21 protein-coding genes are annotated in these 25,408 nt (G+C 53.8%); 3 read left to right on the top strand and 18 right to left on the bottom strand.

Annotated elements, in window-relative coordinates:
• Positions 1–177 precede the first annotated feature (177 nt).
• Positions 178–561, bottom strand: a complete 384-nt coding sequence (locus ACHHZ6_RS23835) for a hypothetical protein (RefSeq protein WP_196390464.1) — start codon at positions 559–561, stop codon at positions 178–180.
• A 486-nt stretch (positions 562–1,047) separates the two neighbouring features.
• On the opposite strand from ACHHZ6_RS23835, the gene ACHHZ6_RS23830 reads away from it, so the two are divergent.
• Positions 1,048–1,908, top strand: coding sequence for a hypothetical protein (locus ACHHZ6_RS23830; RefSeq protein ID WP_395123145.1), 861 nt, complete (start codon positions 1,048–1,050; stop codon positions 1,906–1,908).
• A gap of 327 nt (positions 1,909–2,235) precedes the next feature.
• Here ACHHZ6_RS23830 and ACHHZ6_RS23825 read toward each other — a convergent pair whose 3' ends face one another.
• The 17 genes from ACHHZ6_RS23825 to tssB form a co-directional block, all read right to left on the bottom strand.
• Positions 2,236–2,574, bottom strand: a complete 339-nt coding sequence (locus ACHHZ6_RS23825; protein ID WP_395123143.1) for a hypothetical protein — start codon at positions 2,572–2,574, stop codon at positions 2,236–2,238.
• A gap of 2 nt (positions 2,575–2,576) precedes the next feature.
• On the bottom strand, positions 2,577–3,440 hold the full coding sequence (locus tag ACHHZ6_RS23820) for a glycoside hydrolase family 73 protein (RefSeq protein ID WP_196390467.1): 864 nt from the start codon (positions 3,438–3,440) through the stop codon (positions 2,577–2,579).
• 34 nt (positions 3,441–3,474) lie between these two features.
• On the bottom strand, positions 3,475–3,954 hold the full coding sequence (locus tag ACHHZ6_RS23815; RefSeq protein WP_196390468.1) for an Hcp family type VI secretion system effector: 480 nt from the start codon (positions 3,952–3,954) through the stop codon (positions 3,475–3,477).
• A gap of 23 nt (positions 3,955–3,977) precedes the next feature.
• Complete coding sequence (locus ACHHZ6_RS23810; protein WP_395123142.1) at positions 3,978–5,321, bottom strand: VasL domain-containing protein; 1,344 nt, start codon at positions 5,319–5,321, stop codon at positions 3,978–3,980.
• A gap of 10 nt (positions 5,322–5,331) precedes the next feature.
• Complete coding sequence (gene tssM / locus ACHHZ6_RS23805; RefSeq protein ID WP_395123144.1) at positions 5,332–8,796, bottom strand: type VI secretion system membrane subunit TssM; 3,465 nt, start codon at positions 8,794–8,796, stop codon at positions 5,332–5,334.
• A gap of 75 nt (positions 8,797–8,871) precedes the next feature.
• Complete coding sequence (tssA, locus tag ACHHZ6_RS23800) at positions 8,872–10,275, bottom strand: type VI secretion system protein TssA (RefSeq protein WP_395123141.1); 1,404 nt, start codon at positions 10,273–10,275, stop codon at positions 8,872–8,874.
• A gap of 2 nt (positions 10,276–10,277) precedes the next feature.
• Positions 10,278–11,030, bottom strand: coding sequence for a type VI secretion system-associated protein VasI (gene vasI / locus ACHHZ6_RS23795; protein WP_395123140.1), 753 nt, complete (start codon positions 11,028–11,030; stop codon positions 10,278–10,280).
• A complete protein-coding gene (gene tssH / locus ACHHZ6_RS23790; protein WP_395123139.1) occupies positions 11,027–13,747 on the bottom strand; it encodes a type VI secretion system ATPase TssH in 2,721 nt (906 codons plus the stop codon). Before tssH ends, vasI begins: the two co-directional genes overlap by 4 nt.
• An 8-nt stretch (positions 13,748–13,755) precedes the next feature.
• Positions 13,756–14,568, bottom strand: coding sequence for a type IVB secretion system protein IcmH/DotU (gene icmH, locus ACHHZ6_RS23785; RefSeq protein ID WP_395123138.1), 813 nt, complete (start codon positions 14,566–14,568; stop codon positions 13,756–13,758).
• Positions 14,569–14,572: 4 nt separating this feature from the next.
• Complete coding sequence (gene tssK / locus ACHHZ6_RS23780) at positions 14,573–15,916, bottom strand: type VI secretion system baseplate subunit TssK (RefSeq protein ID WP_196390472.1); 1,344 nt, start codon at positions 15,914–15,916, stop codon at positions 14,573–14,575.
• Positions 15,917–15,918: 2 nt separating this feature from the next.
• The gene (tssJ, locus tag ACHHZ6_RS23775) at positions 15,919–16,443 is read right to left on the bottom strand and encodes a type VI secretion system lipoprotein TssJ (RefSeq protein WP_196390473.1); all 525 of its coding nucleotides are present in this window, start codon (positions 16,441–16,443) and stop codon (positions 15,919–15,921) included.
• Positions 16,440–17,741, bottom strand: a complete 1,302-nt coding sequence (gene tagH, locus ACHHZ6_RS23770; RefSeq protein WP_330165441.1) for a type VI secretion system-associated FHA domain protein TagH — start codon at positions 17,739–17,741, stop codon at positions 16,440–16,442. The genes tssJ and tagH overlap by 4 nt, the downstream gene beginning before the upstream one ends.
• A 16-nt stretch (positions 17,742–17,757) precedes the next feature.
• Positions 17,758–18,804: a type VI secretion system baseplate subunit TssG gene (tssG, locus tag ACHHZ6_RS23765; RefSeq protein ID WP_196390475.1), complete on the bottom strand. Its 1,047-nt coding sequence runs from the start codon at positions 18,802–18,804 to the stop codon at positions 17,758–17,760.
• Positions 18,771–20,606 carry a type VI secretion system baseplate subunit TssF gene (tssF, locus tag ACHHZ6_RS23760; RefSeq protein WP_395123137.1) on the bottom strand — a complete coding sequence of 612 codons (1,836 nt, stop codon included), beginning with the start codon at positions 20,604–20,606 and terminating at the stop codon, positions 18,771–18,773. Before tssF ends, tssG begins: the two co-directional genes overlap by 34 nt.
• Before the next feature lie 2 nt (positions 20,607–20,608).
• Complete coding sequence (gene tssE, locus ACHHZ6_RS23755; RefSeq protein WP_196390477.1) at positions 20,609–21,034, bottom strand: type VI secretion system baseplate subunit TssE; 426 nt, start codon at positions 21,032–21,034, stop codon at positions 20,609–20,611.
• 5 nt (positions 21,035–21,039) lie between these two features.
• Positions 21,040–22,524, bottom strand: coding sequence for a type VI secretion system contractile sheath large subunit (gene tssC, locus ACHHZ6_RS23750; protein ID WP_196390478.1), 1,485 nt, complete (start codon positions 22,522–22,524; stop codon positions 21,040–21,042).
• A gap of 22 nt (positions 22,525–22,546) precedes the next feature.
• Positions 22,547–23,053 carry a type VI secretion system contractile sheath small subunit gene (gene tssB / locus ACHHZ6_RS23745; RefSeq protein WP_196390479.1) on the bottom strand — a complete coding sequence of 169 codons (507 nt, stop codon included), beginning with the start codon at positions 23,051–23,053 and terminating at the stop codon, positions 22,547–22,549.
• A 685-nt stretch (positions 23,054–23,738) separates the two neighbouring features.
• Here tssB and ACHHZ6_RS23740 point away from each other — a divergent pair.
• A complete protein-coding gene (locus tag ACHHZ6_RS23740) occupies positions 23,739–24,257 on the top strand; it encodes an Hcp family type VI secretion system effector (protein ID WP_196390480.1) in 519 nt (172 codons plus the stop codon).
• 235 nt (positions 24,258–24,492) lie between these two features.
• Positions 24,493–25,408, top strand: a 916-nt coding sequence (gene tssI, locus ACHHZ6_RS23735; protein ID WP_395123136.1) for a type VI secretion system tip protein TssI/VgrG, incomplete at its 3' end; no start/stop codon positions are given.

Here is a 25,408-nt window from a genome sequence, read left to right as displayed (position 1 = left end):
TTGAGGGTGGTACAAAATAGTGGTACATTCGGAATCGAAGCGTAAAGGTAACTCACTGTTATTCGGTGATTTCGTTGCTATAGAAACGAATCCTTGGTTCGATTCCGAGTCCGGGCACCACTATTTAGAGAAACCAGCCTACGGGCTGGTTTTTTGCTTTTGGGCTAGTTCAGCAACTCAATACTCCCCTCTTCCGTTCTTAGCCAACGCGGTGCCTTCAGCGTGTCTGCGGTGAGGAATATAATCACCTTCCGTACCTGCAAGACGGTTATCATTATTAATGATGTACTCACTACTCAGGTAACATAACCGGGTAATAATATTTTCAGTATCAACCTTTATTGTCTGAATAATGTTATTCATTTTCATGCTGACTCGCAGGAATATGAGCTGTGACTGAAAATAGACTGATAGTGTGATATGTCCGTAAAGTGCGAAGCGGCAGAGACCACTGAATTTAACTGCATGTATAGTGAGGTTATTGATAATATCAACCGTTTCATTTATTGTAACCCAAACAGGCATTGATGAATTTCTGGCGTCACGAAGGATGGAATACATAATTACATTCTCCATTAGCCGGGAAAATATCGTAAAAGATGATTGCTATAATAACCAACAATTTTTCTGATGTTCTTTATTTCTTAACTCAATTATATATAAATATTTTTTGAAACGTCGTTATATAGATTATGAACAAAGATCATTACAGCATTATACGCAAAAGCACCCTCAATATTAACATGTTTTCATTACTCTTATTTTAATAATGACGAACCGGATTCAGAAATTATATTTTTGATTATTTTAACAGGAGAGCCCTTTATTGTGTGCATCATTAATTTTACAGTACAATAAATTTTATAGCCATTAATTGTCATTTCATATCGGCATGGGAATTATTTTACATCTACTTTGTGAATGATATTTCACCATGTATTCACGCGGCCTATTAATATTTATCTTATGCTATCCATAAATAACGGTATAATAAGCCACTGCTTTCCGTATTAAATAAAAATGATATATCAATGAGGATTGTTATTTATGAATACCAGGTCAGGGTTATTACTATTTCTTGTTTCAGGTTCCTTTCTGTTAACCGGGTGTACCAGGACATTCTCCATTGATGCCCAGAAAACAAAAGCAGGTGCAGTTTCTCACCAGGAGCAAATCTCTTCCACATCGCAGCTAACCGATCAGGATGTTTTTGGCAATGAGCTGACGCTGGAAATCACCGAGGAAGATATTCATAATGCCATCGAGGAGGCTCAGGGGCAATTTACTATCCCTCTGAACTCTGCCGTTGTGCTTGTAAAATCCGGCTCTCACGCACCTGATGTCATCATGCAACAGGAAATGCAGCGCTACTATAGGGTATCCACATTCTCCGGTATTCCAGTTGTGAAGAAAAAACGCCCTGTTCAGCCTGTCACACCGGTAAAGGAAGCGCAGGTTGACGCGACCACGGCTGACGATTTTTCAGCAGACAAGAACAGTGTGATTAATGCAAACTATATGCAGGTGATGAGATATATTGCAGCAAAAGGCAGACAGAAAGCCATCGTGGTTTACTGGGATGAACTGGAATCGGGAAAATATAACTCTGTGACAAAAGAGGTAGTCTGGAAAAAATACGCCGGAGAAACATTGTCAGGATCATCACTACGTTATTTGATCCGGTTTGCGCTGGTGGATGTCGCCACTGGGGAATGGGCCACATATTCCCCTGCCAATATTGAATCAGTGGCTGTTCCGTTGATCGTGCAAACTGATGCAAAAGCGAAAACTGATGCGAAAACCAGTGAGAAAATGGATATTACAGAACAGCAGATTGTCAGCCTGGAACAAAAAACCTGCCAAATGGTGGTACGGGACCTGGCAAACCGGTACAGCAATAAAATCTGATAAATGCCCGTATTCAGGAATATCTGCCGCCGATGATCTGCGGCGGCAGTCAGTGGTACGAAAATTTCTGATCTTCTGAGCCATCTCCTTTTCCCGGTCAAAAAGCATTCCAGTGACCACACCACAGATGAGCATCAACATGCCGCCCGTCGGTTACACTGGTTATTTCATCATAGGTTTTGATGATATCGTCAACTTTTCTTCTCAGTAGAACCGATACATATTTAAACTTCCTGAACAGATTAATTTGAACAGGGTGAATGATAATGAATTTATTCAATACATCCCATCCCTTACTCCTGCATTAATATCCTCACAGGAGAACATTCACTTTTCAGGAAGGGGAGAAAGAGTGCCATCCTCAGGGTCATTAATATCTGACTCCATTTTATGTGTTTTTTTATCGACAGATACACTGAATAACCTGGGCTGTGTTTGTGGGTCACCAGGACAATTTCCACCATGTTTTTCCACAACATTAACTACATCTATGCCAGGTTCATTATCTGGAATATAAAGGTAATCAGTACATTCCGGAGAGACCAGGAGTTTTCTCTGCTCCAGTGTTTTTTTGACCAGTTGAACAATCGGAGGTAGTTCAGTTGAGAATGCGTTCGCCGTGAAAGTCGCACAACCAAGTAACGTTATATAAACTAATTTTTTCATTTTTAGTCCAGCAAGCTAAAATAATGTAAAGGATTAATATAACACATGGATGTAGAAACGCCCATAGTATCGTAATCTTTTATACCGGTAGTCCTAATGATATTAATTATATGCTTCTCATAATCAGGATTTGTTGCATATCCAGCTTTAGCTACTTCATGTATAAATTTCTCAGGGTCATTCGGGTAAGAAAATGCTGTGGCGTAACGTTTATTAACGCTAAGAAATCGACCATAATCATCTGCTGATTGTTCCAACGAATCATAAGATCGAAAACTGTCCTTAATCTTTACTGATTGACCATCATAATTTTCATGTGTCGTAAACGTTATGGAGTTACCTTCAGGAGACTTTCCTTTTACACCAAAATATGCATTCCCTTTTGCTTTAAGCCCCCACCCCGATTCCAGGGCCCCCTGGGCAATAGTCACGGCTATCGGTACTCCCCAGTTACGTTTAACATTAATAGCTGCTGGTAACGCCCTGTTAATCCATTCAGACTTAATTGCAGGTAAGGGTAATGATGCACGTTGTGCTAATTGTTTAATCTGATTACTATCCGGTACTAACGCAGTCTGTTTCTGGTGTGGTGAAGTTTTATTATGGGCCGCACCGTTAGCCTGATTTAATCTTCTGAAGGTTGGGCCATATCGATTAACTACTGCGTCAGCGTGAGAAAGATGAACAAATTTTTCCTGAAAGTACACTAATCTGGCAAAAGTTTTAGGTCCCCATAAGCCGTCTTCTTTCAGGGATTCAATATTGTCGTCACGAATAGATCTATTCAGTAACATCTGAATTTTCCTGACATCAGCAATGCTATTTGGCTGATTAACCCCGACAGCCCTACTAATTCTCAATCTCATACGCTCTCCTTCGCATTTTCAATATTCATTGATGCTAAAAAAGTCGTTCTTCCCACAGGCTGTACGCACTGGTACCTGCAGTACAGTGTTCCTGGGTAATACTTTCATAGGTTAGTGAGACTGACTCTTCCGGTTGCCCCTGACTGTTGGTGATAGTGTGTGGCACATTGTGTGCAATACTGGCGATACGGGCGTTAATCAGCTTCACTTTATAATACAGTTCATTAATGCCAAAGCGGTTGGTACGGTAATACTCAAAGTCGCAGGTCAAACATTCATTTTCGCTAATGGCTTTAGTCAGTAACGGGGAAGATTTATCCACTGGCTTCTCGATCATCAGCATCTGATGATTAACGTTCTGTGCACGGGTCAGCCCATGGGACAGACCCAGCACAATAATCTGATCCATATGTGCAATCTGAGCTTTGTTGCCAATGGAAGCCATGGAAGAACAGCCAGCGGAGATCAGCCCCTGAAGATCGCCGTTCAGTGTCAAATAAACCGGATTTGCCATGATAAACTCCTTTGATTTCGTCGTTATTTTCCAGATTTGTTTTCAGTTGCCGTTTCCGGCATCCCATCGTTTTTTAGCAACAACCAGCGGCTTAATACACCGTCCAGCCGCTCATTAATCTGTTTTTCCAGCACATCAGTGTTTTCCCCCTGCACCCGCGCGTCCTGGTACTGCGTCAGCAAGGATTCCAGTGGTGTTTCCTGTCCCAGTCCTCGCTCGGCCTGCCAGATGACATTCTTGATATAGGAAAGCGTCAATCCCTCTTTTTCCCGCTGCATCACCAGATCCGCAAAGGCATGTAAATCCTGGCGAGTCTGGAGCCATCCCCGCATCTGCGGGCTGTTCTGCGCGCGGGTTTTCAGCGTCGCATTCCACTGCGCCGTCGCCTGCTGCTGTTGCAGGCTCTCCGGCCAGCGGCTGTCCGCCGTTCGCATCATCTGTATGCCCGTTTCCAGCAACTGTAACGGAGGGGCATCGGGAAGCTGTTGCAGCCGTTGTCCGTAACTGTTCAGATCCGGAGAGGCCAGCCAGGCGGTGGCGGCACCCTGCGCGGTATCCCGGACCTGCGCCAGTTGCTGCTGCACCGGGTACACCTGCCACCACCAGAGCGCGGCAGCAACGACAGCCGTACAGGCAACACCCGCCACAAAACCTTTGACTCTGTTGCCTGACACAGCTCCCGGTACGCTGTTCGCCATCGCGCTGTGGTGAACCTCCACCTTCATGTCCGGCAGATCCGGAAGAGGAGGCGAGATATCCGCCGTGGCGGGGGCGCTTTCCGGGGCATAGACCAGTGTTCTGACCGTGGTCTGCGCCGGCATGTCCGCGTTGCTCCTGGATTGCGGCTCCAGTCGTTTACGCGTGTTCTGCACAAAATACAGCAGGTTTTCCACGCGCGGTGCCCGTTTCAGTTCCACCTGCTGGAGTTTGTCGCAGATAAGCTGTAACGCCCGTTCGGTGCGGTACAGCAGCGGCAGGTCATTTTCCGCAAAGGAGATTTGCTGGCGCAGAATATTGCCGGTGCGGGTGTTGAACCAGTCCAGCATTTCGGTACGGGCATGATTATCCTGCGGCCAGAATTTATCCCATTCATGACTAATCATCGCCGCCAGCAGTTCTGTTCCCTCGCAAAATCCTGTCAGCCCCTGCGTGTGGGTACGCGCCAGGGTGTAGTACGTCGCGGTGTGCAAATCCACGCCACTGGCTTTGAAGATGGTCAGCGCCAGTGACTCCACCAGTCTCCAGTTAAGCTGAGGTTGCGACGGGTGGCTGGCCTTGTTAATTTCTTCACGAATGGCGCTGAACTCCGGCAGGCCGCGCGGGTCGCTGCCGGTCACAATCGTCTGCGTGAGTGCGTCGTTGCTCATCTGTGCCTCCTCAGTACAGCGTGTCCGGCAGACGGAACTGACTGAACAGTCCACCGCTGAACGGGTTGTCTTCACTGTCGGTATGTACCCGGTAGACCATTGCACCGCCGTCCACGTTAAAGCGCACGCTGAAGGTACCGTCCTGCACACCGGTAAGCTGCCCTGAGCCGAACAGCCGGAACTGCGCCCACGGCCCGCTGAAGCCGATACTGCGAGGAGCGTTACCGCCGGTGCCGATAAGTGTCAGCTTACTTTCATTACCTTCACGCATGTTGTTCGGCCACACCAGATGAGCGGTGTAGTTGCGTCCCTGGCTATAGTCAACGAGCTGGCCGTCCAGGTTCAGCACGCTGCGCCGTTTGTTGCCGGAAAGCGATACTGTTTCCACCGCAAACTGCGTGCCCAGGCCGTTCTGTTTGCTGAAGAAGATGTCGCGAATTTTCTGCGCGGTATCCAGTTGTTCACGAATATCCTCGCGGATAATCACGCTGTTATCCCCGTCGTCCAGACTCAGGTCGTTCTCCATAAACAGCTTCAGGTTCTGCTGGTAAAAAGTGTCCAGCACGCCGTCCGGTTTGAAGAAACGCTCAAACGCATCCAGCGACGCATCCAGCGATGCGCGCGGGTTAAACGGATAGTTATTTGCCAGCTGTTCGTTGAACGGTTTCACCACGTTGTCGCGCCAGTCCACTTCCATATAGTGGACGGCTTCCACCATCACCACATGCCAGGCCTGGTCTGCCAGCTTACCCACCCAGCGGTTAAGCGGCGCGGGCAGGGTTTTCGCCATCTGGCGGGTGGCGAAGATCGGATCGCTGCTGTTCTGATCCAGCCGCAGCTGTACCGCTTTCAGCGCCGATTTTCCCGGTACTGGCGCGTTCTGTATCGCCAGCAGGTAACGGTGCAGCTCGGTCAGTTGCCGGTAGACTGCCTGGACAGTGCTCTCCTTGTCCCTCTGTACCTCCAGCGTGCTGTTTTCCGGAGCGAACTCATGCCCCAGTCGCGTCAGAAGCTGGTAATCAGGCGCACTCCGGGCGTCTTCGCGCTCCTTATCATCCAGTTTTTCTGACAGTATGATGGCATGCGTGTTGTCGCGCAGGGCGGTTAATGCCCGCTGGAGCGGCTGGTCGCCGCTGATAATTTGCTCCAGTGCGCCGGTCAGTTGTGCAATGGACTCATAGTCGCGTACATTGAGGTTATCCATTCCGGCGCGCCAGGTGGCGGTGTAGTCGCTGAGATACTGTTCGGTAAGCTGGCGCTGGATTTCAGCCCGATCGGCGTCGCTGTAATGCACGCTGTGGGTCAGGTTGAGCACCCAGGAGTCCAGCGCAGTCAGCTCAACCAGTTCGTCACGCTGCTTCACAAAATAACTTTGCAGGCCGTAACGGGTGAGAAACTGCGGCACAATGAGCCTGTTGTCATCGGCGGAGGTAAACGCCTGGTCAAAGGTGGCACCCACCTGGTCACGCAGGTTCAGATCGGCAGGCAGGACGCCCAGCGCCCGCATCTTCAGGCTCTGGTACACGCGCTGGTAAACCGGCAGTTTGCTGAGTTCATGCTGTGCGTCAGTGACGGGTTTACCATACGGCGTCCAGCGGCTGATGGCATCATTATCGCCCTTCTCCCGCTGTGCGTGCCAGTCGGTATGCTTCAGGGCATAGTCCAGATGTGCCATCAACTGTGCCTGGATATCACGCTGGCCGTGGAACTGTTCGCTCCAGCGTTTCGCCATATACTGTTTCACCACCTCATCGTTGCGCCCGCTCTTGTCCTCCAGCATCCGGATCACGCGCAGTACGGCCAGCTTTTGCTCGCTGCCCGGCGGTGCCGCTGCCAGATCCTTCATCAGACCATTTGAGAGCGCCGGGAGGTAGCGCTGTTCCAGCAGTTGCAGATAGGTCTGTTCAACATACGGGCCGATATTTCTGCCCTGGTACAGACCGAGGTCAGCCAGACGGCTGCGATCACCCCAGTCACCGTAGGCCAGTGTGGCGTCCCGTACCGGATTCAGCAGGGGAAGTTGCAGGTTGCCATAGTCATCCACTCCCTGTGGCGGGGGAACGGCCATAAACGTTCTGGCCTGTTCCAGCACCCTGACACCAGCGTTCCAGTTGGTGTTGTAATAATGGTGCCAGCCACTGGCAGCCAGGACAATCAGCACCGCGCTGATGGCTGCGAATGCCATCAACCTGCGACGGGCGTTGCCAAGCCAGACGCTGTTTTCCCCGGACAGATTAGGTTCAGCAAGCAGCGCCTGCGGGAACAGGCTGCGGGTGAAGTAGGGCACCGTATCCACCAGCGGCCAGGCAGTCAGTGGGCTGCTGCCCAGCCGGTACTGGCGGGCGGCGGACTGCATAAAAATATCATCCATCTGGCCGCGTTGCAGGGATGAGGTGAGATACACGCCGCGCAACATCACATCCATGTTTTCACCGTCCAGCAGGCTGCCGAGCAGCGAAGCCAGCGCGTCATAACCGCCCTGCATCTGGCGGACAAAGCTGAACAGGGCGCTGCGGTTGTGATTTTGCGCGAGCATCAGATCCGGCAGGGCGTTGTTGAGCTGCTCCCCCCAGGTCTGCCAGAAGGCATTCAGCTCTGCGCGCCAGTCATCATTCTCATGGGCGCGGCGGGTGAAGGTAACGCCGAGGATGGCATCGCGGCCCTGTCTGTCCAGCGACTGAAACAGGGCGGCAAAACCGGTCAGCAGATCCAGCCTGGTCAGTACCACATAGACGGGAAGCTGGCAGTGGAGGTGCTGGCGTATATCCTGTAAACGACCGCGCAGGATCTGCACCAGTTGCTCCTGGCGACGTTTGTCGGCGGTCAGCAGGTCAGGCAGATCCAGCGTCAGGATCAGGCCGTTGAGCGGCTGGCGTGCGCGTTTTTGTACCAGCCAGTCAAGCCAGTGCTCCCACAGACGGCGGTGCAGCGTATCGGCATCCGGCTGCCCACAGAGTACGCCTGCGATATCAAAGATGACGGCCTGTTGCCCGACGTGCGGCGTGATATACAGGCGCTGTTCCGTTCCCCGTACCGCTTCCGGCGTATAGATAATGTCGGACGGGAATCCTTCGCGCAGCAGCACGGTTTTGCCGCTGCCAGCAGGGCCGACAGCCATATACCAGGGCAGTTGCCACAGATAACGGCGGCTGTCGAGGTGGCGTTGCAGGCGCAACAGCCAGCGGTCGAGGTAACGCTGCTGGGCATTCAGTTCGATACTGAGCGGATCAAGCGTCTCTTCGCGCTGCTGCTTTTGTTGTTTCTCAAGCTGTTGCAGGCGCTTCATGACCCTGACGGTAAGCCAGGCCAGGGCTACCAGCCCCCACGCGGCGGTTGCCAGCCAGCGGTTCGCCAGCGGCTTCAGCCAGTACTCATCGTATAATGTCCACGTCGGACCTTTCCACCAGATCCACACCAGCAGAAAAATCCACGCCAGCACCAGCAGCCAGAAGGCGGAAACCTTAAAGCGGGGCATCGCCGGTCGGAGAGCAGATCTCAGCCCACTGAAAAGTCGGGGTGTCGGTAATCTCACAAAAGCTCCTGTTGTTTTTTACTGTTCTGCCGTGAATTTGTGTTCCAGTTGCTCGAGCAGGGATGGCTCCCAGTCTGTCAACCTCATCTGCAGCCCCAGCCGGAACAGCATCCGGTATTGCTGCTGCGCCAGTTTTTCCATGCCCGCCTCTTCCATCAACTGTGCGCCGAGGTACTGGCGGTGAAACTGGTCGCGGGGAGAGCCTTCGGGCAGGGCTTCCAGATACTGAAGCGCGGCCTCCAGCCCCTGCTCCGTAAAGCACGCGCGAACGGCCTGGCGCTCTTCGCTGGCCTGTATCGCAGGCGCAGCCTGGCTGCGGTTGTTCCGGGTGGCGGCCAGCCACTGCTTCGTCGGCTCGCTGATAAACGGCGTATGATCGTTAAACAGCAGGGTCGCAAGCCGGGGCAGCCGTGTCAGAAAACGGGAGACTTCATCACGGATAGCCTCCGCCGCATCGTGATAGCCCAGACGTTGCGCGGTCTGCGCTGACAGGTAATGGCCGTCCAGCCAGTAGGGAGCCAGCAGCAGGCTTTTTTCCACCTGTTGCCAGAGCGCCATATCGGCGCTGGCGAGCCGCGCTGTATAATCGTTCACCATGTCAGCGGAAACAGCCGCCAGCGGCGTGCGTCCGTCGCTTTCCGCCTGCGGTACGCTGGTGATGCTCTGCCACAGCGCGTGGCGACGCAAACGGTAACCCAACGGAGAGTCCGGTTGCCGCTCGCAGAGGATGGTGGTCACTTTCAGCAGTGTGTCGCGCCAGGCTTTATCATCGTGACTGTCGATGTCCACGACCGGGGCAGCGACGGGTGCTGCGGTTACGCCTGCTGGCGTGGCGGCAACGGCAGATGATGCGGCTGCGGGCGCGATGGCGGGCGCACTGTCACGGAAGGTACGCTGATACAATGTGCTGATATCATCAGCGGTCTGCGCCAGTTCCGGCGCATTATGCTGCTGCCAGCACTGCGCCAGTTTAGCCAGTTCCCCCAGCAGCAGGTCGCGCTGGGCCGTCCCAGCGCTTTGTGCAAAACCGTCAACGCCCGCTTCAAAACGTTTTACCACCTGGAGCGCGAAGCGTTTCTTATGCGTGGCGTTTTGCGGCGCGGCTACCGTCCAGTAGTGCTCCACGTACAACGCCAGCAGGCGCAGTGCCAGTAGTAGGTCGCCCGCGTGTTGCAGGGTACGCAGCAGGTGTGCCAGCAGGCGAAAATCCTTGCTTTCTGAGGCCAGAAGCATCAGCCCCCGACGCTGGATTTCCGGAATATCGAGCTGGCTGTGGGCAAGCGAGCCGAGTTTGACGATTTCACCGTCAATATATTCCCAGTCCGGATTGTCATCGCTCAGCGCACAGGCCCGTTTTTCCTCCGGCAAATTTTCCAGCAGATGCGCAAGCCATACATCAGGGTTACGTAAGTCCATTGTCATTGTTATTCTCCCGCCCAGTGACAGGCATCGCGCAGCGGGGCGATAGTTTTTGCCAACCCATCAATGTTAAAGGTCAGTTTTCCGACTGCGCTGTCGGTGCCGGTATCAACGGTCAGCGTTTTTGCGCCGAACAGTTGCTTAATTTCATCAATGCCTGAGAGCCCCCGGCTAGCTTCCAGTAGATAGCCGTTTTCGCGAATAAACCAGTGCGAGTGAAGCTGGCGGTTGTCGGCACTCAGCACCACATCAAGATCGTTTTCCGTCCGGGCGTGGGTCAGCGCCACCTGCATCCGGGTGATATTGTCCACGCAACTGAACATCAGTACCGGGCGCGGCGGTATGTTGCCGATAGCAGGTGTGGTAATAATCACCGTCGGGCGCTCGCCGGGGCTTTCGGTTATCATCAGCGTGGTGGAGTTGTCCGCGCGCTGCTTTTCCTGCGCAAATGCCCGCGTCCATGCCTCGCCCTGATAGCGCGCTTTTGCCAGCGCGCGGGTAAAGTCTTCCGGTTGCTCAGGCGCAAGAATGCGGTCGTAGCAGTCCAACCGCTCCAGCGCCGCAGGTTCTTTCCGGCAGGCGCTCATGGCATTCAGCGTTGCCTGTGCACTGTCGGCAGTCTGTGAACCCGGCGCGGTGGCAGCCGCTGCCAGGGCGACGCCAGGGACGATCAACTCTGGTGAACTGGCCGACTGCACAACACCAGTGGTCAGTACGGCCAGCAGGGCAATGTACCGGAAAGCGTGCGAGTGACTCACAGGGCGGCATCCTCCGGTTCCGGTACGTCATTGCTGGCGGTCATCTCTTCTTCAATGTCGGCGGTAAATGCGCCGTCCGTCACGCCGAGGTTTATCCTTGTGATCACCGCGTTTGCCGCCATTTTCTGCAACAGCAATAGCGACAGCGGCGGCAGCATCTCGCCGTCAATAACGGATTCCAGCATTCGTGCGCCGTTCTCAGCGCGGGTGACGCGCTGCATGATTTCGTCGGTGACAACCGATGCGATGACCACCTCCGCGTTAAAGCGGGTGCGCAGCACATTGTCCAGTCGTGCCAGCTTGCCGGCGATAATAGTGGCAAGAGTCTCACGGGACAGCGGCAGGTACGGCACCACCTCCATACGCGCCAGCAATGCGGGTTTGAAGAAGTCGGCCAGTACCGGATACAGTGCATCGTGCAGGGTTTCCGGATTGTCGGCATATTCAACAATCACCTGATAACCGAGATTGGAGGTGAGGAAAAAGACGATGTTTTTACAATCAATCAGACGACCTTCACCATCCGCCATCTCGCCCTTGTCGAATGCCTGGTAGAACAGGTTGAGCACATCCGGATGGGCTTTTTCCACTTCATCGAGCAGCACCACCGAATACGGTTTCTGGCGGATGGCTTCGGTCAGCACGCCGCCCTCGCCGTAGCCGACATAGCCCGGTGGGGAACCGATCAGTCGCGAAACGGTATGCTTCTCCTGAAACTCCGACATATTGATGGTGGTGAGATACTGACGCCCGCCGTAGAGCAGCTCCGCCAGTTGTAACACGGTTTCGGTTTTACCCACGCCGCTCGGACCGGCCAGCAGGAATGCGCCCAACGGACGGCCCGGACGGCGCAGGTCAGCACGTGCGGTAAGCAGGTGCTTGTGCAGATGCCTGATGGCTAAATCCTGGCCCTTGATGCTGTCACCCAGCCACTGCGGCAGGTCGGTGATGACCGACATTTCATTCTGCGACAGGCGATTAAGCGGCACGCCGGTCCATTCAGCAATCACGGCTGCAATCTGTTTTTTATCAACGTGTGGGGAGACCAGCAACTGCGCGTCGTGCAGGGCATCCAGTTCAGCGGTCAGCTGTGACAGGCGTTCAGCCGGGGAAATTGGGGTGTCTGTCTCATCTGCCGCCAGGTCGTCATTGTCAGCCATATCCGCTTTCTCTGGCACGATTTCTTTGCTGCTGGCTACATCTGCCTCTTCCAGTAACCCTTTGCGCAGCGCAATAATCTCCTGTACCAGCGTCTGCTGCTGACGCCAAGCTTCTTCCAGCGCCAGAAGCTCCGTCTGTGCGGTTTCATACTGCGCGTGGACTTCCTCCAGCCGCGCGGTATCTGTGCGCAGGCCGATACGGATTTCACGCTCAAGCTGGCGGATTTCCGCCTCACACTGATGGCTCAGGGTGGTCAGTGCAGAGATTTGTTTCGGCGGTGAGGAGAGATTTATCGCCACGCGGGCGCAGGCGGTGTCCAGCACGTCGATGGCCTTGTCCGGTAACTGCCGTCCGGAGAGGTAGCGCTCGCTTAATGTCGCCGCCGCCTGTAATGCGTCGTCATCAATCAGTACGCCGTGGGACTGTTCATAGACCGCGGACAGACCACGCAGGATAATTGTCGCTTCGGCAGCGCTGGGTTCGCTCACTTTCACTAACTGAAAACGGCGCGACAGGGCCGCGTCTTTTTCGAAGTATTTTTTGTACTCGCTCCAGGTGGTGGCGGCGATTGTCTTCAGTTCGCCACGCGCCAGTGCTGGTTTGAGCAGGTTGGAGATATCCAGCCCGCCCTGGGCATTACCCGTGCCAATCAGCGTGTGGGCTTCGTCAATAAACAGAATGACCGGTTTGGGGGACTGAATGACTTCGGCCATCAGCCCCTTGAAGCGTTTTTCAAACTCGCCCTTGACCGAGGCTCCCGCCTGCAATGCGCCTAAATCCAGGGTCATAATATCGGTATCGCGCAGCTTGTCCGGCACCAGGCCTGCGATAATACGCAGCGCAAGCCCCTCAATTAAGGCACTTTTGCCAACGCCAGCCTCCCCCACCACCACCGGATTGTTTTTACGGCGGCGGCAGAGAATATCAATCATCAGGTCGATTTCATTGTCGCGGCACATTACCGGATCGAGCCTCCCCTTACGGGCATCTTCGGTCATGTTTTTGGTGTAACGACCCAACAGGGTTTCATCACTGGCAACGGTGGCGTGCTGGCCGGGTTGCCCGTCAGTAAGCACCACGGACTCCGCAGACTCCTTTGTCCATCCAGTAAAATCCTGCTGTAGCTGGTCGCGATTGATATTCGTAAGCAGCCGGGCGGCAGCAGGCGGCACATAGCGCAGCGGCGAGTGCAACAGGGCGAGCAACAGGGTGCCGCCGCGCAGTTCGGTCTGCTGCATCTGTGCAGAAGCCAGCAGCCAGGACTCTTTCAGCCACTCAACCAGCATTGGTGAAAAAGACGGGTAGCTGTCAACTGAGCGGCTGGTGGCATAATTTTCCACCGTCAGTGTCTGACGTAAGTCTTCCACGCTAGTGTCGGCTCTTTCCGCAATCACCCGCAGGTCACTGCGCGTTATCGCCAGCATCTGAATCAGAACATGAGCAACAGTGATTTCCGCGGCCTGCTGGCTCATACATTCCGACGCCGCCATCTCCAGCGCCTGTTTTGAGAACGGATTAAGCCGTTTTACCAGCGTGGCTAAATCAATCTGGATCATAGGTGTCCTTACCTGGCAAGCAGCCGGTTCAACTGATGGAGAATGTCCTGCGTCTGACCGTCCAGGCGCAGCAGGTGAAACAGATAAATCAGCGCCAGCACGACAACACTGCCCAGCAGGACATGCTTAACGGACAGCCGTTTAATGAGCTGATAACGCCCGCCCTGCGTTTTTTTATCCTGGTGCAGCAGTGGGAATGGCGCGTCGCCGCGCAGCTTATGCAAAACGTGGTACAGGCGACGGTAAATTTGTTCAAACTCGCCCTGATCCTGCGCCGCCACTTTGTATCGCCCGCGAAAACCCAGCGAAAAGCAGATGTACAAAAACTCCAGCAGATGCTGATACCGCGCAGGCTCGCGCATCAGGCGCTCAAGCAGAATAAATACTTTTTCACCGCCCCAGGCTTCATTGTGGAAATGCACCAGCAGCGATTGTTTGATCCACTCGTTCTTGTTCGACCAGCCGTTACCCAGCGCCGCCTCGTCAATAAAGGTACAGAGGATATAGCGAAACGAGACGATCACCCCCGGTTCGTAGCCCTGCTCCTGGAGCAACTGCTCCACCGCCTGTACGTCCGTCACCACCTGGGTAAACAAGTTTTCCGGCATGGCGTTGCTGTGCATACCGGCCACACGCATAACCATACCCAGCAGCGGCGTGGCCGCGTCGATCATCGGATTGAGGCTGTGGCCGCGAAGCGGCAACCGGTACTGTCGGCAAGTACTTTCCCTGTCATACCCGGACACAGCTGCATTGTCCTGAAGGGAATCCTCCTTCGGCCAGTCGCTTCCGCCAGGTGGAAAAACGGTCTGCTCACTCATAACATCAGCCTCTTATCGCCCACAGCTGCATATCCAGATCCGGGAATGTGCCGGAAATATGCAGCCCCAGCGCACCGGTCTTCACCACGTCGTTCCAGGCCGCCGCGCCTTTTTCCAGTTCGAAATACACGTATCCGTCGTGATACGGCAACTGACGAGGGGCGGCAGTGAGTGGACGCAGCGGGACGCCAGGCACCTGGACGCTGACCACATTGCGGATCTTGTCGGTGGCGGCGACTTTCGCCTGCTGGGTAAACTGGAGAATAATCTGGTTGTTGGGCATCCTGGCGCGGACGGCCAGCACAAAGGAGCCGGACTGTATCAGTGCCGGATCGTTGATGGTGGCGATATACACGCCATCTGCAAATATCAGCGGCAGGTTCTGCGCCCGCGGCATTAGAACGGTATTGAGTGCCCGACGCAGTTCCGGGATCACTGTTTTAAATGACTGCGTGAGGTCACGGTGGTTGTAAACCTCCACTTCACAGGGCAGACGATTGTTTTCGGTAAAGGTCATCAGCTCGCCCAGTAGGCGAACCAGATCCAGATAAAAGGTCTCCGGGTGCAGGGTATGCAGATGCGAGCGGTGAGTGAAGTGCATCTGGTTGCGGTTGAGCATCTGCAACATCATGAACTCCGCCACGTCAGCAATACCGCTCTGCTCCGGGGAACCAATGCGCTTTGCCAGCTCGCTGGCCCGGCTCCGGATAAGCCCCTGCACATCCCCGGCAAACCCGCTCAGCACGTTGCTGACCCGGATAGCCTGGCAGGTCGGGATAAAACTGTCATCCAGCACCAGCGCGCCAGTGGCCTGCGTGTTGCGAATACGGCACAGCGGCAACGTCACCATCGCGCTGAGATCCTCCGCGCCACTGACGATCCTGGGCACCAGACTGGCGACGTCGATCTGCTGAACATCGCCCTCATCGGAGTGCAGATCGCGGGCATCCACGCGGGTCAGGCTGTAACGCTCTGTTCCCTGTCCAGCGCTCTGGCGTCCGCTGATTTCGCAGGTGATATCGCTCAGTACCGGCAGGGTGAGGTAAATATCCTGGCTTCCCGGTTTTGAGAAATCGACCGGCTGAAAAGGCACGGGAAGATTATCCTGCTCAGGGATACTGAACACCGTGCCGTCAGGCATACAGCCTGACGCGCTGGCGATCATGATTTTCCCCTGGGCCAGCAGCTCCATATTCAGCACCAGCGAGGTGAATCCCCAGGCAAAATCACCCAGGGCGTCCATACGCTGGTTCAGATGGTACTCGTGATTGCGCTGCTGTTGCTGAAAGTGCTGCGGTAGGGCAAACAACCCCTCCTGCCAGATCACCCTGTTTTTCATGGTCGCCATCGTCAGTTGTCCTCTTTTTTCATTTCGATGCTGCTCTGCCGCACATGTATCAGCAGGCGGTAGCTGTGGCCTGTTCCTTCCACTGGCGCAATCTGTCGCCATTCGCTGGTCTGGTCGTCGGAGAAGTACGCCACCACGCCAATAAACTGCGTTTTTTCATCCAGCTTCACCGGCGGCAGCGTTTTGATAGTGTCGGGCAGCAGGCTGAAATCCTGGTGGTCGATATAGTTTTTCCCCAGCACATCCGGCAACGGCGTGCTGGCTATCTGGTCATAATCGGCGGCCTGGAGTTTTGAGTCGTCGGTCAGGTAAATCAGCTGTACGTCCACCGGCGCAGCTTCGCCGTCTGCGTTCAGGTTGGTGTCCGGCTCGGTCAGCAACGTGACGGTCACCTCCGAGGGCTGCGATTTCAAATCACCCACCTGAATATTCGGGTTACTGATCACCTGGCCGATTTTTTTTGCCGTTTCGCAGCCGGTTAACGCAATACTTATCAGAACGCAGGCCAGTAACGCCTTTCCGTTCATGCCTGTGGCTCCCGCTGTTTTTCACGCAGTGCCCGGTCATAGACCTGAGCGTAGACTTCGTTAAACAGCATCTCAAAACCCTGCTGGCGACTGGAGGCCAGCTCATCGTAGTAGTCGCAGTACATTTGCCAGGCACCGGCATCATCCAGCGGCTTGCGCAGTTCATGGCTGCGGCGGTACTGGACAAACCGTCGCATCAGGCTCTGTGGCGAAAAGGCATCCAGCAGGACGTGCAGCGATTCCACAATCGCTGCACGGTTGGCCTCTTCGTGATGGCGGATATTGCGCAGGCACTCACCCACTGCCGCAGGGGCGGCGAGATGCACCGGACTTTTACCCTCTGCGAACATCACGTCCAGCGCAGTGGCATAGTCCATATTCAGGCGCAACGGGTTGTCCTCCAGCGGGCGCAGGTGCTTGTCTGACAGGCTGCTCTGGCTCTGTTGCAGCTCAAGCAGTCCTTTAATGGCCGCTTGTAGCGTCCGTCCGGCCTCTTCCAGAAAATCATCGGCGTCCTGCGAGTTGCGCACGGCAAGCGAACTGCCCAGCCCGCGCAACAACGGAGTGGCGGCGAGATGGCGCTGCGCCATCCCCTCCGGGGAAACACCGCTGTCACTATTATTGTCCTGCGGTCTGGCATACAGCGGCGGCAGATCCATAAACGGCGTATTGATGGCATTATCTTTTACAGGATCAGACGCTGGCGCTGAAAAGCCGGATACTGCCCCGCCGGAAAGCATGTCGCCCGCCGTGGTGAGGCTTTCGGCCCGCAGCGCCTGCAACGGATCGGTGGAAAAACCATTCACCACCGTGTCGGCAAGCTGGTGACGTCGGGGCATTCCTGGATAAGCAGGCTGCCCGTCGGTGGTCAGCAGCGCATCAGCCAGACGGTCACGGTTGGTCACGATAGTTTCCGGCGCAGCCATCTGTTCGCTGTAGCTGACCAGTTTACCCTCATGGATAAACGCCTTCAGCGACAGCGTGCTGAGTCCTATCTCGTCCCCCTGGCGCAGACGCACCAGCCCGGCGTCCACTGAGACCGGGGCCAGGTTTATCATCAGCCCCGGCACCAGGCTGCGCAGGCAGAATACGCCGTCATGCAGGACAATCTGGCAGGCGCGACCGGCAACCGATCCGGCCCGGTCCTGCACCGACCAGCGGCACTCCGGGGCGTGACCAATATCCCCGCCTTCGGCGGAAAAGAGACATTTTGCGGCGCGCCCGCTTTCCAGTTCATTACCGTTCATCACCTGCAACGTCAGTGATAATGCGGGAGACTGTGGTTGTTCCTCAGCCATATGCGGCTCCATAAAATTAGTCCCTGATGTGGAGAATTATGGACGGTGGCATTTTCGGCTTACCGATAAACGCCGTTCGTTTGATGCAGGCGCTGGCGCGGTCGCCCAGCCGCATTCCCTGCGCCTGATCCGGTGCCAGATCCAGTTGTAAATCCCAGGCCAACTGGTCACGCAACAGGAAAGAGATAAACATTTTCAGCGCGTCATGGTTGTTGCCATCCGGTAAAAATGAGAGATACCGTGACATGGACAGATTGCCGATCCGCAGCAGGAATTTACCGCTGCGATCAGGTACTCTGACACCGAGGGTAAAATTGACGCCGATAACTGAGCGTCCGGGAACATATCCGGCAGTTTTCTTCTTCGGATGGCGCACGCCCAGCCGGTTCTGCTGTGACGGATCGACCGGCACTTTACGCAGCAGCCAGTTCTCAATGGTGACATCCGGCAGATCAAAACAGTGAGAGACCAGGTTGCATACCACGTCCGGCGAGCGGCCCGGCGTTGCCAGTATGCCCGCGTAGGCCAGCATCCTGCTGTGGTTGATGGCGAGTTTATCGCGCACGCTTTTATTGCCCAGCCCGACCAGCGCGTACATTCGTTGCGAAAAAACGTCCGTACCACCATTGCGAAAACAAATGTAATAGCGGTATTTACGCCAGGCGTGATATGCAAACTGCGTCCAGCGGTGGCTGAATAGATCGAGAAATGCCGCCAGACCTTCTTCATTCTGCGCGGACTCCCGCGCCATACGATCCAGGTAATAGCCGGGCAGCGGCGACTGGCTGCCAGAGAAACCTAAAAATTTGGTGGTCAGCGTGAACTGGCCTGCATCGTTACGGGTCAGCGACGTCAGTTCGCTGCCCGGAAAGGCAATGCTGGGGTCGGATTTAAACAACGCCACTTCCTGTGCAGGCTCGGTGCGCAGGGACGACTCCTGATCCGGTTCGCCGTACCGGCGGTACAGCGCATCCATCAGGACATAAAAATTCATCCCGCGTACATCTGCCGTGAAGGCGTCATGCGCCCCTACATCAGGGCATGCTGGCCGGTGTGCTGCCATTCCCAGGCCTCCTGACTTTCCGTATTGATGATTTTGAGACAGTGAAAGGAATTAATACTGGCGTACAGGGCAAAGAAGTGCGACAGCACGGTGCCCAGCAGGTAGATTTCACCTTCGCAGACAAAGGGTGCGGGGTTTATCCACAGCGTGGTGGCAAGCCCCCGAACCGGTACACCTTTAAACAGGCGGTCAACCGGACGGGTATCGAGTTTTTCAATGGCGTCCAGCTTCTGGCTGGAAAGTCGCGCCTGCTGCGGATGATGAATGCCCGGCAGATCAAAGGTGCGCATCACCTGAATCAGCGCCTCGCGGTCAAGCAGGGAGAGATAGTTCAGGTTCATGCAGGAAATCAGCGACCAGTGCATGCCGCCGTCAGTAACCGGCCAGAGCGGGCGCGTCGGGCGTGTGACATTACTGAAGGAAGCCACTGCCGGATTTTTATCGACCGCAACGCTGATATCCCCGCTATGTAACAAAACAGGCAGCATCCGGTTGGTGCAGACCAATGAAGCTGTGATAACTTCATTGTTCAATTGTGAAAGATCGGGTTGCCTGGCATCAGCATGGACGAAAGCAATGGAATGCTCCAGACCCCGGTGAAACAGCGAGGTTTTTGTCCTGTGATGCCAGTAAACCACTTCGCGCTGTTGGCTATATTCGATCTGGTGCTGAAAGCTCTCAAATTCGGGCCACAACCGAACCCGCTCTGACGGACCAGGTGTATCTTTGGATGCCGCGACCTTACTGGAAACGGATTTCACCTGAAAGATATCATAATAATCCGGATATCTGTGGCTGACGCTCAGTAGATACTGTGGTGTGCTGCCGTCCGGACTAACCGGCTCGGCATAATGCCGGAACAAATTCACTGCGGGGGTACAGTAAATACGCAGTGAATCCTGCCGTAGTTTACTGTCCACCGGCAACGGCTGGTTAAAATACAGGCGCAGCGTAAAGGCACGTACCGGAAAATCTTCCGGCAATGGCGTCACGTCGCGTAGATGAAAGAAGAAAAAGCTCTCCGGGTAGCAAAAATACTCCTGAAGAACGCGATAGCCGTTGTGAACATTTTTCGGCCAGGGCAGAAGCGCATCTTCGCGCTCAAACCCGGCTGCGTCCAGCCATAAATCCGGCAAAGGCAGTAGCCTGTCTCCAGCAACCAGTTCAGCATCCATCAGCCGTTCGCTGAACCACAGGTAGAGCTGGTGGCGGGTATAGTCATCCTCGTTGCCCAGCCAGAAGGTAAGCTTATTCAGATCCAGCGACCGGGCTGAAATGTTGCCTTCGGTAAAAAAATCAATCTCAATAATGCCTTGTTTCAGGGTACTGGTATCACGAACATCGCGAATATGAAGGGGCTGTAACCAGGTGTCACGCGCCAGTGTAAAATGGCATACCGGAGGGACTTCAGCATTATCGTCAGTCAGAACCTTTTTCCGGCCAGCAGACTCCACCCTGACGACACCAGAACTGATGAGTTCATCACGGTAAACTTTAGCAGGCGCAGAAAGTTGCGCCGCCGCTGGTTTATATTCAATGATGGTCATGGCAGGCACCGGGCGTAGGTAATTCGCCCACAGCATATTGATGAGCCCGTGAGAAAACTCAGGAAATTCATCCTCCAGCTTTTGTCGAAGTCCACCGGAAAGAAAGGCAAAACTTTCCATCAGGCGCTCCACATCCGGATCGCCTTCCTTTTCAGCCAGAAAGCGGGCCAGATGCGGTTTTTCCCGCGCCAGAAGCTTGCCGAGCTGACGCAAATAGTCCAGTTCTTCCCGGTAATAGCTCTCTTGAAACGGCATAGCTACTCCTCCACCGACCAGTGCTGATGGTTATCCAGCAGAATGTTGAATTCCAGAATGTCCCTGCTGCCGTGAAAATCCATATACGCCACAATATGAAAACGCAGTTCAAGGGGTACATAGTCGACCTGCACACCAGAGGTAACAGCAATATCGGTAATTCGCGGTTCATAACGCAGGATACATGCCTGGATAATCCGGGCTATCGCCACCCTGAGGTTTTGGGCCGCCAGAGATTCATCATTGAAATCCGGAATACCCAGCTCCGGTGAACCGTGGCAGCTACCGGTGCGGGTATTGAGCACATCACGCAGGTTATTCTGGATGGAGCGTAGTAACGCTTCTTTCGGCTTCCTGCGCACAGGCGGCTTCGCCGCCTCCCGGATACGCTCAAACAGACTCCCCCCGGACTCCCGCTCCGTTATCATGGTACTTATTCCCTGTCCAGACGCCCGACCAGAGACAGTTCAAACGACGCCCCCATATACTTAAAATGGGGACGGATGCTCAGGCTGACCTGGTACCAGCCGGGTTCGCCTTCCACATCAGAGACTTCAATCTTCGCCTGGCGCAGAGGTTTGCGGCTGCGTACATCAGACGGTGGATTTTCCTGGTCCGCCACATACTGGCGTATCCAGGTGTTCAGCTCACGCTCCAGGTCGCTCCGTTCTTTCCATGAACCAAGTTGCTCACGTTGCAGCACCTTAATGTAATGAGCTAACCTGTTGATAATAAACAAATAAGGAAGTTGAGTTCCCAGCTTATAGTTGGTTTCAGCCTCTTTCCCCTCCGGAGTATTAGGGAAAATTTTGGGTTTTTGCACAGAGTTGGCAGAGAAAAATGCAGCATTATCAGAACCTTTTCGCATCGTCAGGGTAATAAATCCCTGCTCCGCCAGTTCATATTCCCGCCTGTCAGTAATGAGGATTTCGGTCGGAACTTTGGCCTGAAGCTGCCCCATAGTCTCATACAGATGCACGGGTAAATCTTTTACCGCACCACCACTTTGTGGGCCGACGATATTTGGGCACCATCTTGTTGACATGAAACTTTCGGTCATATTGGCAGCCAGAAGAAACGCTGTGTTGCCCCACAGATAATGCTCATGACTCCTGCTTACATCTTCATGATAATTAAAGTTTTTAATCGGATTTTCATCCGATGAGTAAGGATGGCGGAGCAAAAAACGCGGCGCTGTCAGACCGAGATTTCGGGCATCTTCTGACTCGCGCAGTGAACGCCATTTTGTATAGGCCGGACCTTCAAAAATGGCGGCAACATCTTTAATGCCGGGGAGTTCGGTAAACGAATCCAGTCCAAAAAATTCCGGAGAAACGGAAGACAGGAACGGACAGTGGGACATTGAGCTGACAGCACTGATGTATTTCAACAGCTTCATATCTGCGGCTGTGTTATTAAAACTGTAATTGCCAATCACGGCAGCGAATGGTTCTCCGCCAAACTGGCCAAAACCGCTAGAATAGACGTGACGGTAGAACCCAGACTGAGTAATTTCCGGTGCAAATTCAAAATCATCCAGCAACTCTTCTTTTGTGGCGGACAGGATATGAATTTTAATATTTTCACGCGGATCGGCATGGTCAACCAGCAGTTTCAGTGAACGCAGGAACGACTCCAGTTCCTGGAATTCCGGGGCGTGAAGGATGAGATCCATCTGGTGGCCCATTCGCGCATCAATATCGGCAATCATTGCGTTGACTGCCAGAATATCAATGGGCTCCGCCTCATCGTCACGCTGCAACAGCGCGCTGATAAAGGCTGTCACCCCCTGGCGGGCGATATCGTAACTTTCTGACTCCGGTTTAAAACGGGTCTGCGCCATGATTTCATCAAGCAGACCAGGCACTGCGACCGGCGCAACGGAAGCAGACACTTCCGGTAAGATGGTTTCTGACATACTGAAGTCCTTGTACAAAAGATTATTTCCGGCCAGCAAGGCCCAGCTCAGCGATCAACTGCTCGCGGCTTTCTTCGTTATCCAGCAACGCCTTAATCTGGGCGCGGAAAGCAGGCAGGTTGCCCATCGGGCCTTTCAGCGCAACCAGCGTTTCACGTAGTTCCAGTAGCTTTTTGAGTTCCGGAATCTGGGTGGCGATGTTGTCCGGCGTAAGATCAGCCAGGGACTTCACTTTCAGGTTGACGCTCATGCGTGCATCAGGCGTTTCACTGAGTGCAGAAGGAACTGTGAACTCGCGTCCGACACCCGCCTGTTCCAGTACGGCGTTAAAATTGTTACGACTGATGGCAACTGGCTGGCGCTCATCCAGTGGTGTGTCATCCCGCCCTCCAGTCAGATCACCCGTCACCAACAGGTTAAGCGGCAGTTCGACTTCCGCCGTCTGATTTCCCGTTTTGGGCTGAAATTTGATGTTTACTCGCTCTTTAGGGGCAATACTGCCACTACCGTCATTTTTTCTGCTGCTCATGAAAATAATCCGTCAGTTTTCAGGTTAGCGTTTATGCCATGAATGCGGCACAGTTCGTGCAGCAAAAAACACCAATAATGTCGCGTCAGTGGCGGTAATAAATAGAATAAGGCACAGCCTTTAATCCGGCATTCTACTCGCGAAAATTTATTTTAAAAGCGCTTTTTTCATTCAAGGAAGAGGGGTATCCTTGTTTTTAGTTAAAGTTAACTGCTTAAGTCGACATCATGATAAATAATAAAAACAGTAACATTCCGCATTGTTTTATCATATAACTAATTGATTTAAATGATTTTTATTAACTCACCATATATTTAATGAATAAATTTCTTTGCATATATACAAAATGTCAATTTATTGACTTAACTAACAACCAAACCGGCAAGTAGATTATAAAAATGAGAGCCGGATTTTACGAATACAATATTTATTCATGATTCAACAGCGCCCATAAAGATTAAAAACAAACACTGATGAATGGAATATATGAACATCCAGATACGGACATGCATTCAAATACACGCGTAATAATTTTCGTGTTACCTGCCCACATAAATGTAAATTCATTTACTTGCGGTGGATACGAAAAAGGCGGTTCCAGGAGTGAACCACAAAACGTTACCAGCCGCAGGCTAGCGGCAGGTAACGGTAACAGTCGTTAAGACTACCCGAAGGAGTTAATAAAATGCCAACACCATGTTACATATCAATTACAGGCCAGACCCAGGGCAACATCACTGCCGGTGCATTCACCGCAGATTCTGTCGGCAACATCTACGTGCAGGGTCACGAAGACGAAATGCTGGTGCAGGAGTTTCTGCACAATGTGACCGTCCCTACTGACCCTCAGTCTGGTCAGCCAAGCGGCCAGCGCGCCCACAAGCCGTTCATCTTCACCGTGGCGCTGAACAAGGCCGTCCCGCTGATGTACAACGCGCTGGCGTCCGGTGAAATGCTGCCGAAGGTGGAAATGCACTGGTGGCGTACCTCTGTTGAAGGCAAACAGGAGCACTACTTCACCACCCGTCTGACCGATGCGACCATTGTGGATATGAACCTGCACATGCCGCACTGCCAGGACCCGACACAGCGTGAATTCACGCAGCTGCTCGCGGTAAAACTGGCCTACCGTAAAGTTGAGTGGGAACACGTCAAGTCAGGCACCTCTGGTGCTGACGACTGGCGTGCGCCGCTGGAAGCATAAATGCGGGTTACATGAACTGACAGCATCCTGCCCCCACGGGCAGGGTGCTGTTTTTTGTACGCCGGAAATAAAAAGTCAGTGTCAGTAAGGAGTTACGTTTTTACGGGAGATGGCGGACGCCGGAAACTTCGGCGGTAGCGTGCCTGAACACATCTGAACGCAAAGCGTAACACTGTACTGCCACAGTTGCTGTCCGGCGACAGTCTCTTTTTCCTGTGAACCAGGGAGGTCAAATATGTCATTAAAAGGTCTGCGTTTCACGCTGAATATAGACGGGCTGGATGAAACGTCCACTGCCGTGGTGGGGTTCACGCTTCAGCAGTGCCATTCCACGCCTTTTACCCTGGAAGTGGATATCGCCAGCGACCTGCCGGACCTGGCGGCAACGGACTTTCTGGAAAAGAACGCGCTGCTGACTGTCTGGCAGGGGATGGAGGCGCAACGCTACGTCAACGGTATCATCAACGAAGTGACGCTGGGGGAAAATAATCACTGGCAGATGCGCTATCACCTCACAATAGTCCCTCCCCTGTGGCGTTGTGGTCTGCGCCAGAACTTCCGTATTTTCCAGCAGCAGGATATCCAGACCATCTCCTCTGCCCTGCTTAATGAAAATGGCGTTACGGAGTGGACGCCCGTGTTTTATGAATCTCACCCGGCACGCGAGTTCTGCGTTCAGTACGGGGAAAGTGACCTCGCATTCCTGACCCGTCTGTGGTCAGAGGAAGGCATCTTCTACTTTGACTGGCACGCGCCACAGGGGCCGGAGCAAAAACTGGTGCTGTGTGATGATGTGGCCGGGGTATCGACATTAGGTGAGATGCCGTTCAACCCGAACACGAATACAGAAGTCTCCACAATGTGCATCAGTAGCTTTCGCTACCGGGCCCGGACCGGGCCTTCTTCGGTGGAAATCCAGGACTACACCTTCAAAACGCCGGGCTGGCCGGGTTACTACAACCGTGCCGCAGAGAACCTGAACGGCCAGCTTACACAGTATGAAATTTTCGATTACCCGGGGCGATTCAAGGACGAAGCGCACGGAGAGGCCTTTGCGCGTTACCAGATGGAGGGCTGGCGACATGATACAGAAACGGCAACCTGCATCAGTAACTCCCCTGAATTGTGCCCGGGAAAACGCTTCCGGCTTA

Source organism: Enterobacter cloacae complex sp. 2024EL-00214, assembly GCF_043945575.1.
Classification (GTDB): Bacteria; Pseudomonadota; Gammaproteobacteria; order Enterobacterales; family Enterobacteriaceae; genus Enterobacter; species Enterobacter cloacae_P.
The sequence above is the reverse complement of the archived record's forward strand: the minus strand, read 5'-3'. Positions and strand labels throughout refer to the sequence as shown.

Excerpts from the sequence above, each read along its gene's own strand:
- ACHHZ6_RS23835 (WP_196390464.1), bottom strand. The coding sequence starts at position 561 with ATGTATTCCATCCTTCGTGACGCCAGAAATTCATCAATGCCTGTTTGG.
- ACHHZ6_RS23830 (WP_395123145.1), top strand. The coding sequence starts at position 1,048 with ATGAATACCAGGTCAGGGTTATTACTATTTCTTGTTTCAGGTTCCTTT.
- ACHHZ6_RS23825 (WP_395123143.1), bottom strand. The coding sequence starts at position 2,574 with ATGAAAAAATTAGTTTATATAACGTTACTTGGTTGTGCGACTTTCACG.
- ACHHZ6_RS23820 (WP_196390467.1), bottom strand. The coding sequence starts at position 3,440 with ATGAGATTGAGAATTAGTAGGGCTGTCGGGGTTAATCAGCCAAATAGC.
- ACHHZ6_RS23815 (WP_196390468.1), bottom strand. The coding sequence starts at position 3,954 with ATGGCAAATCCGGTTTATTTGACACTGAACGGCGATCTTCAGGGGCTG.
- ACHHZ6_RS23810 (WP_395123142.1), bottom strand. The coding sequence starts at position 5,321 with ATGAGCAACGACGCACTCACGCAGACGATTGTGACCGGCAGCGACCCG.
- tssM (WP_395123144.1), bottom strand. The coding sequence starts at position 8,796 with ATGCCCCGCTTTAAGGTTTCCGCCTTCTGGCTGCTGGTGCTGGCGTGG.
- tssA (WP_395123141.1), bottom strand. The coding sequence starts at position 10,275 with ATGACAATGGACTTACGTAACCCTGATGTATGGCTTGCGCATCTGCTG.
- tssH (WP_395123139.1), bottom strand. The coding sequence starts at position 13,747 with ATGATCCAGATTGATTTAGCCACGCTGGTAAAACGGCTTAATCCGTTC.
- icmH (WP_395123138.1), bottom strand. The coding sequence starts at position 14,568 with ATGAGTGAGCAGACCGTTTTTCCACCTGGCGGAAGCGACTGGCCGAAG.
- tssK (WP_196390472.1), bottom strand. The coding sequence starts at position 15,916 with ATGGCGACCATGAAAAACAGGGTGATCTGGCAGGAGGGGTTGTTTGCC.
- tssJ (WP_196390473.1), bottom strand. The coding sequence starts at position 16,443 with ATGAACGGAAAGGCGTTACTGGCCTGCGTTCTGATAAGTATTGCGTTA.
- tagH (WP_330165441.1), bottom strand. The coding sequence starts at position 17,741 with ATGGCTGAGGAACAACCACAGTCTCCCGCATTATCACTGACGTTGCAG.
- tssG (WP_196390475.1), bottom strand. The coding sequence starts at position 18,804 with ATGGCAGCACACCGGCCAGCATGCCCTGATGTAGGGGCGCATGACGCC.
- tssF (WP_395123137.1), bottom strand. The coding sequence starts at position 20,606 with ATGCCGTTTCAAGAGAGCTATTACCGGGAAGAACTGGACTATTTGCGT.
- tssE (WP_196390477.1), bottom strand. The coding sequence starts at position 21,034 with ATGATAACGGAGCGGGAGTCCGGGGGGAGTCTGTTTGAGCGTATCCGG.
- tssC (WP_196390478.1), bottom strand. The coding sequence starts at position 22,524 with ATGTCAGAAACCATCTTACCGGAAGTGTCTGCTTCCGTTGCGCCGGTC.
- tssB (WP_196390479.1), bottom strand. The coding sequence starts at position 23,053 with ATGAGCAGCAGAAAAAATGACGGTAGTGGCAGTATTGCCCCTAAAGAG.
- ACHHZ6_RS23740 (WP_196390480.1), top strand. The coding sequence starts at position 23,739 with ATGCCAACACCATGTTACATATCAATTACAGGCCAGACCCAGGGCAAC.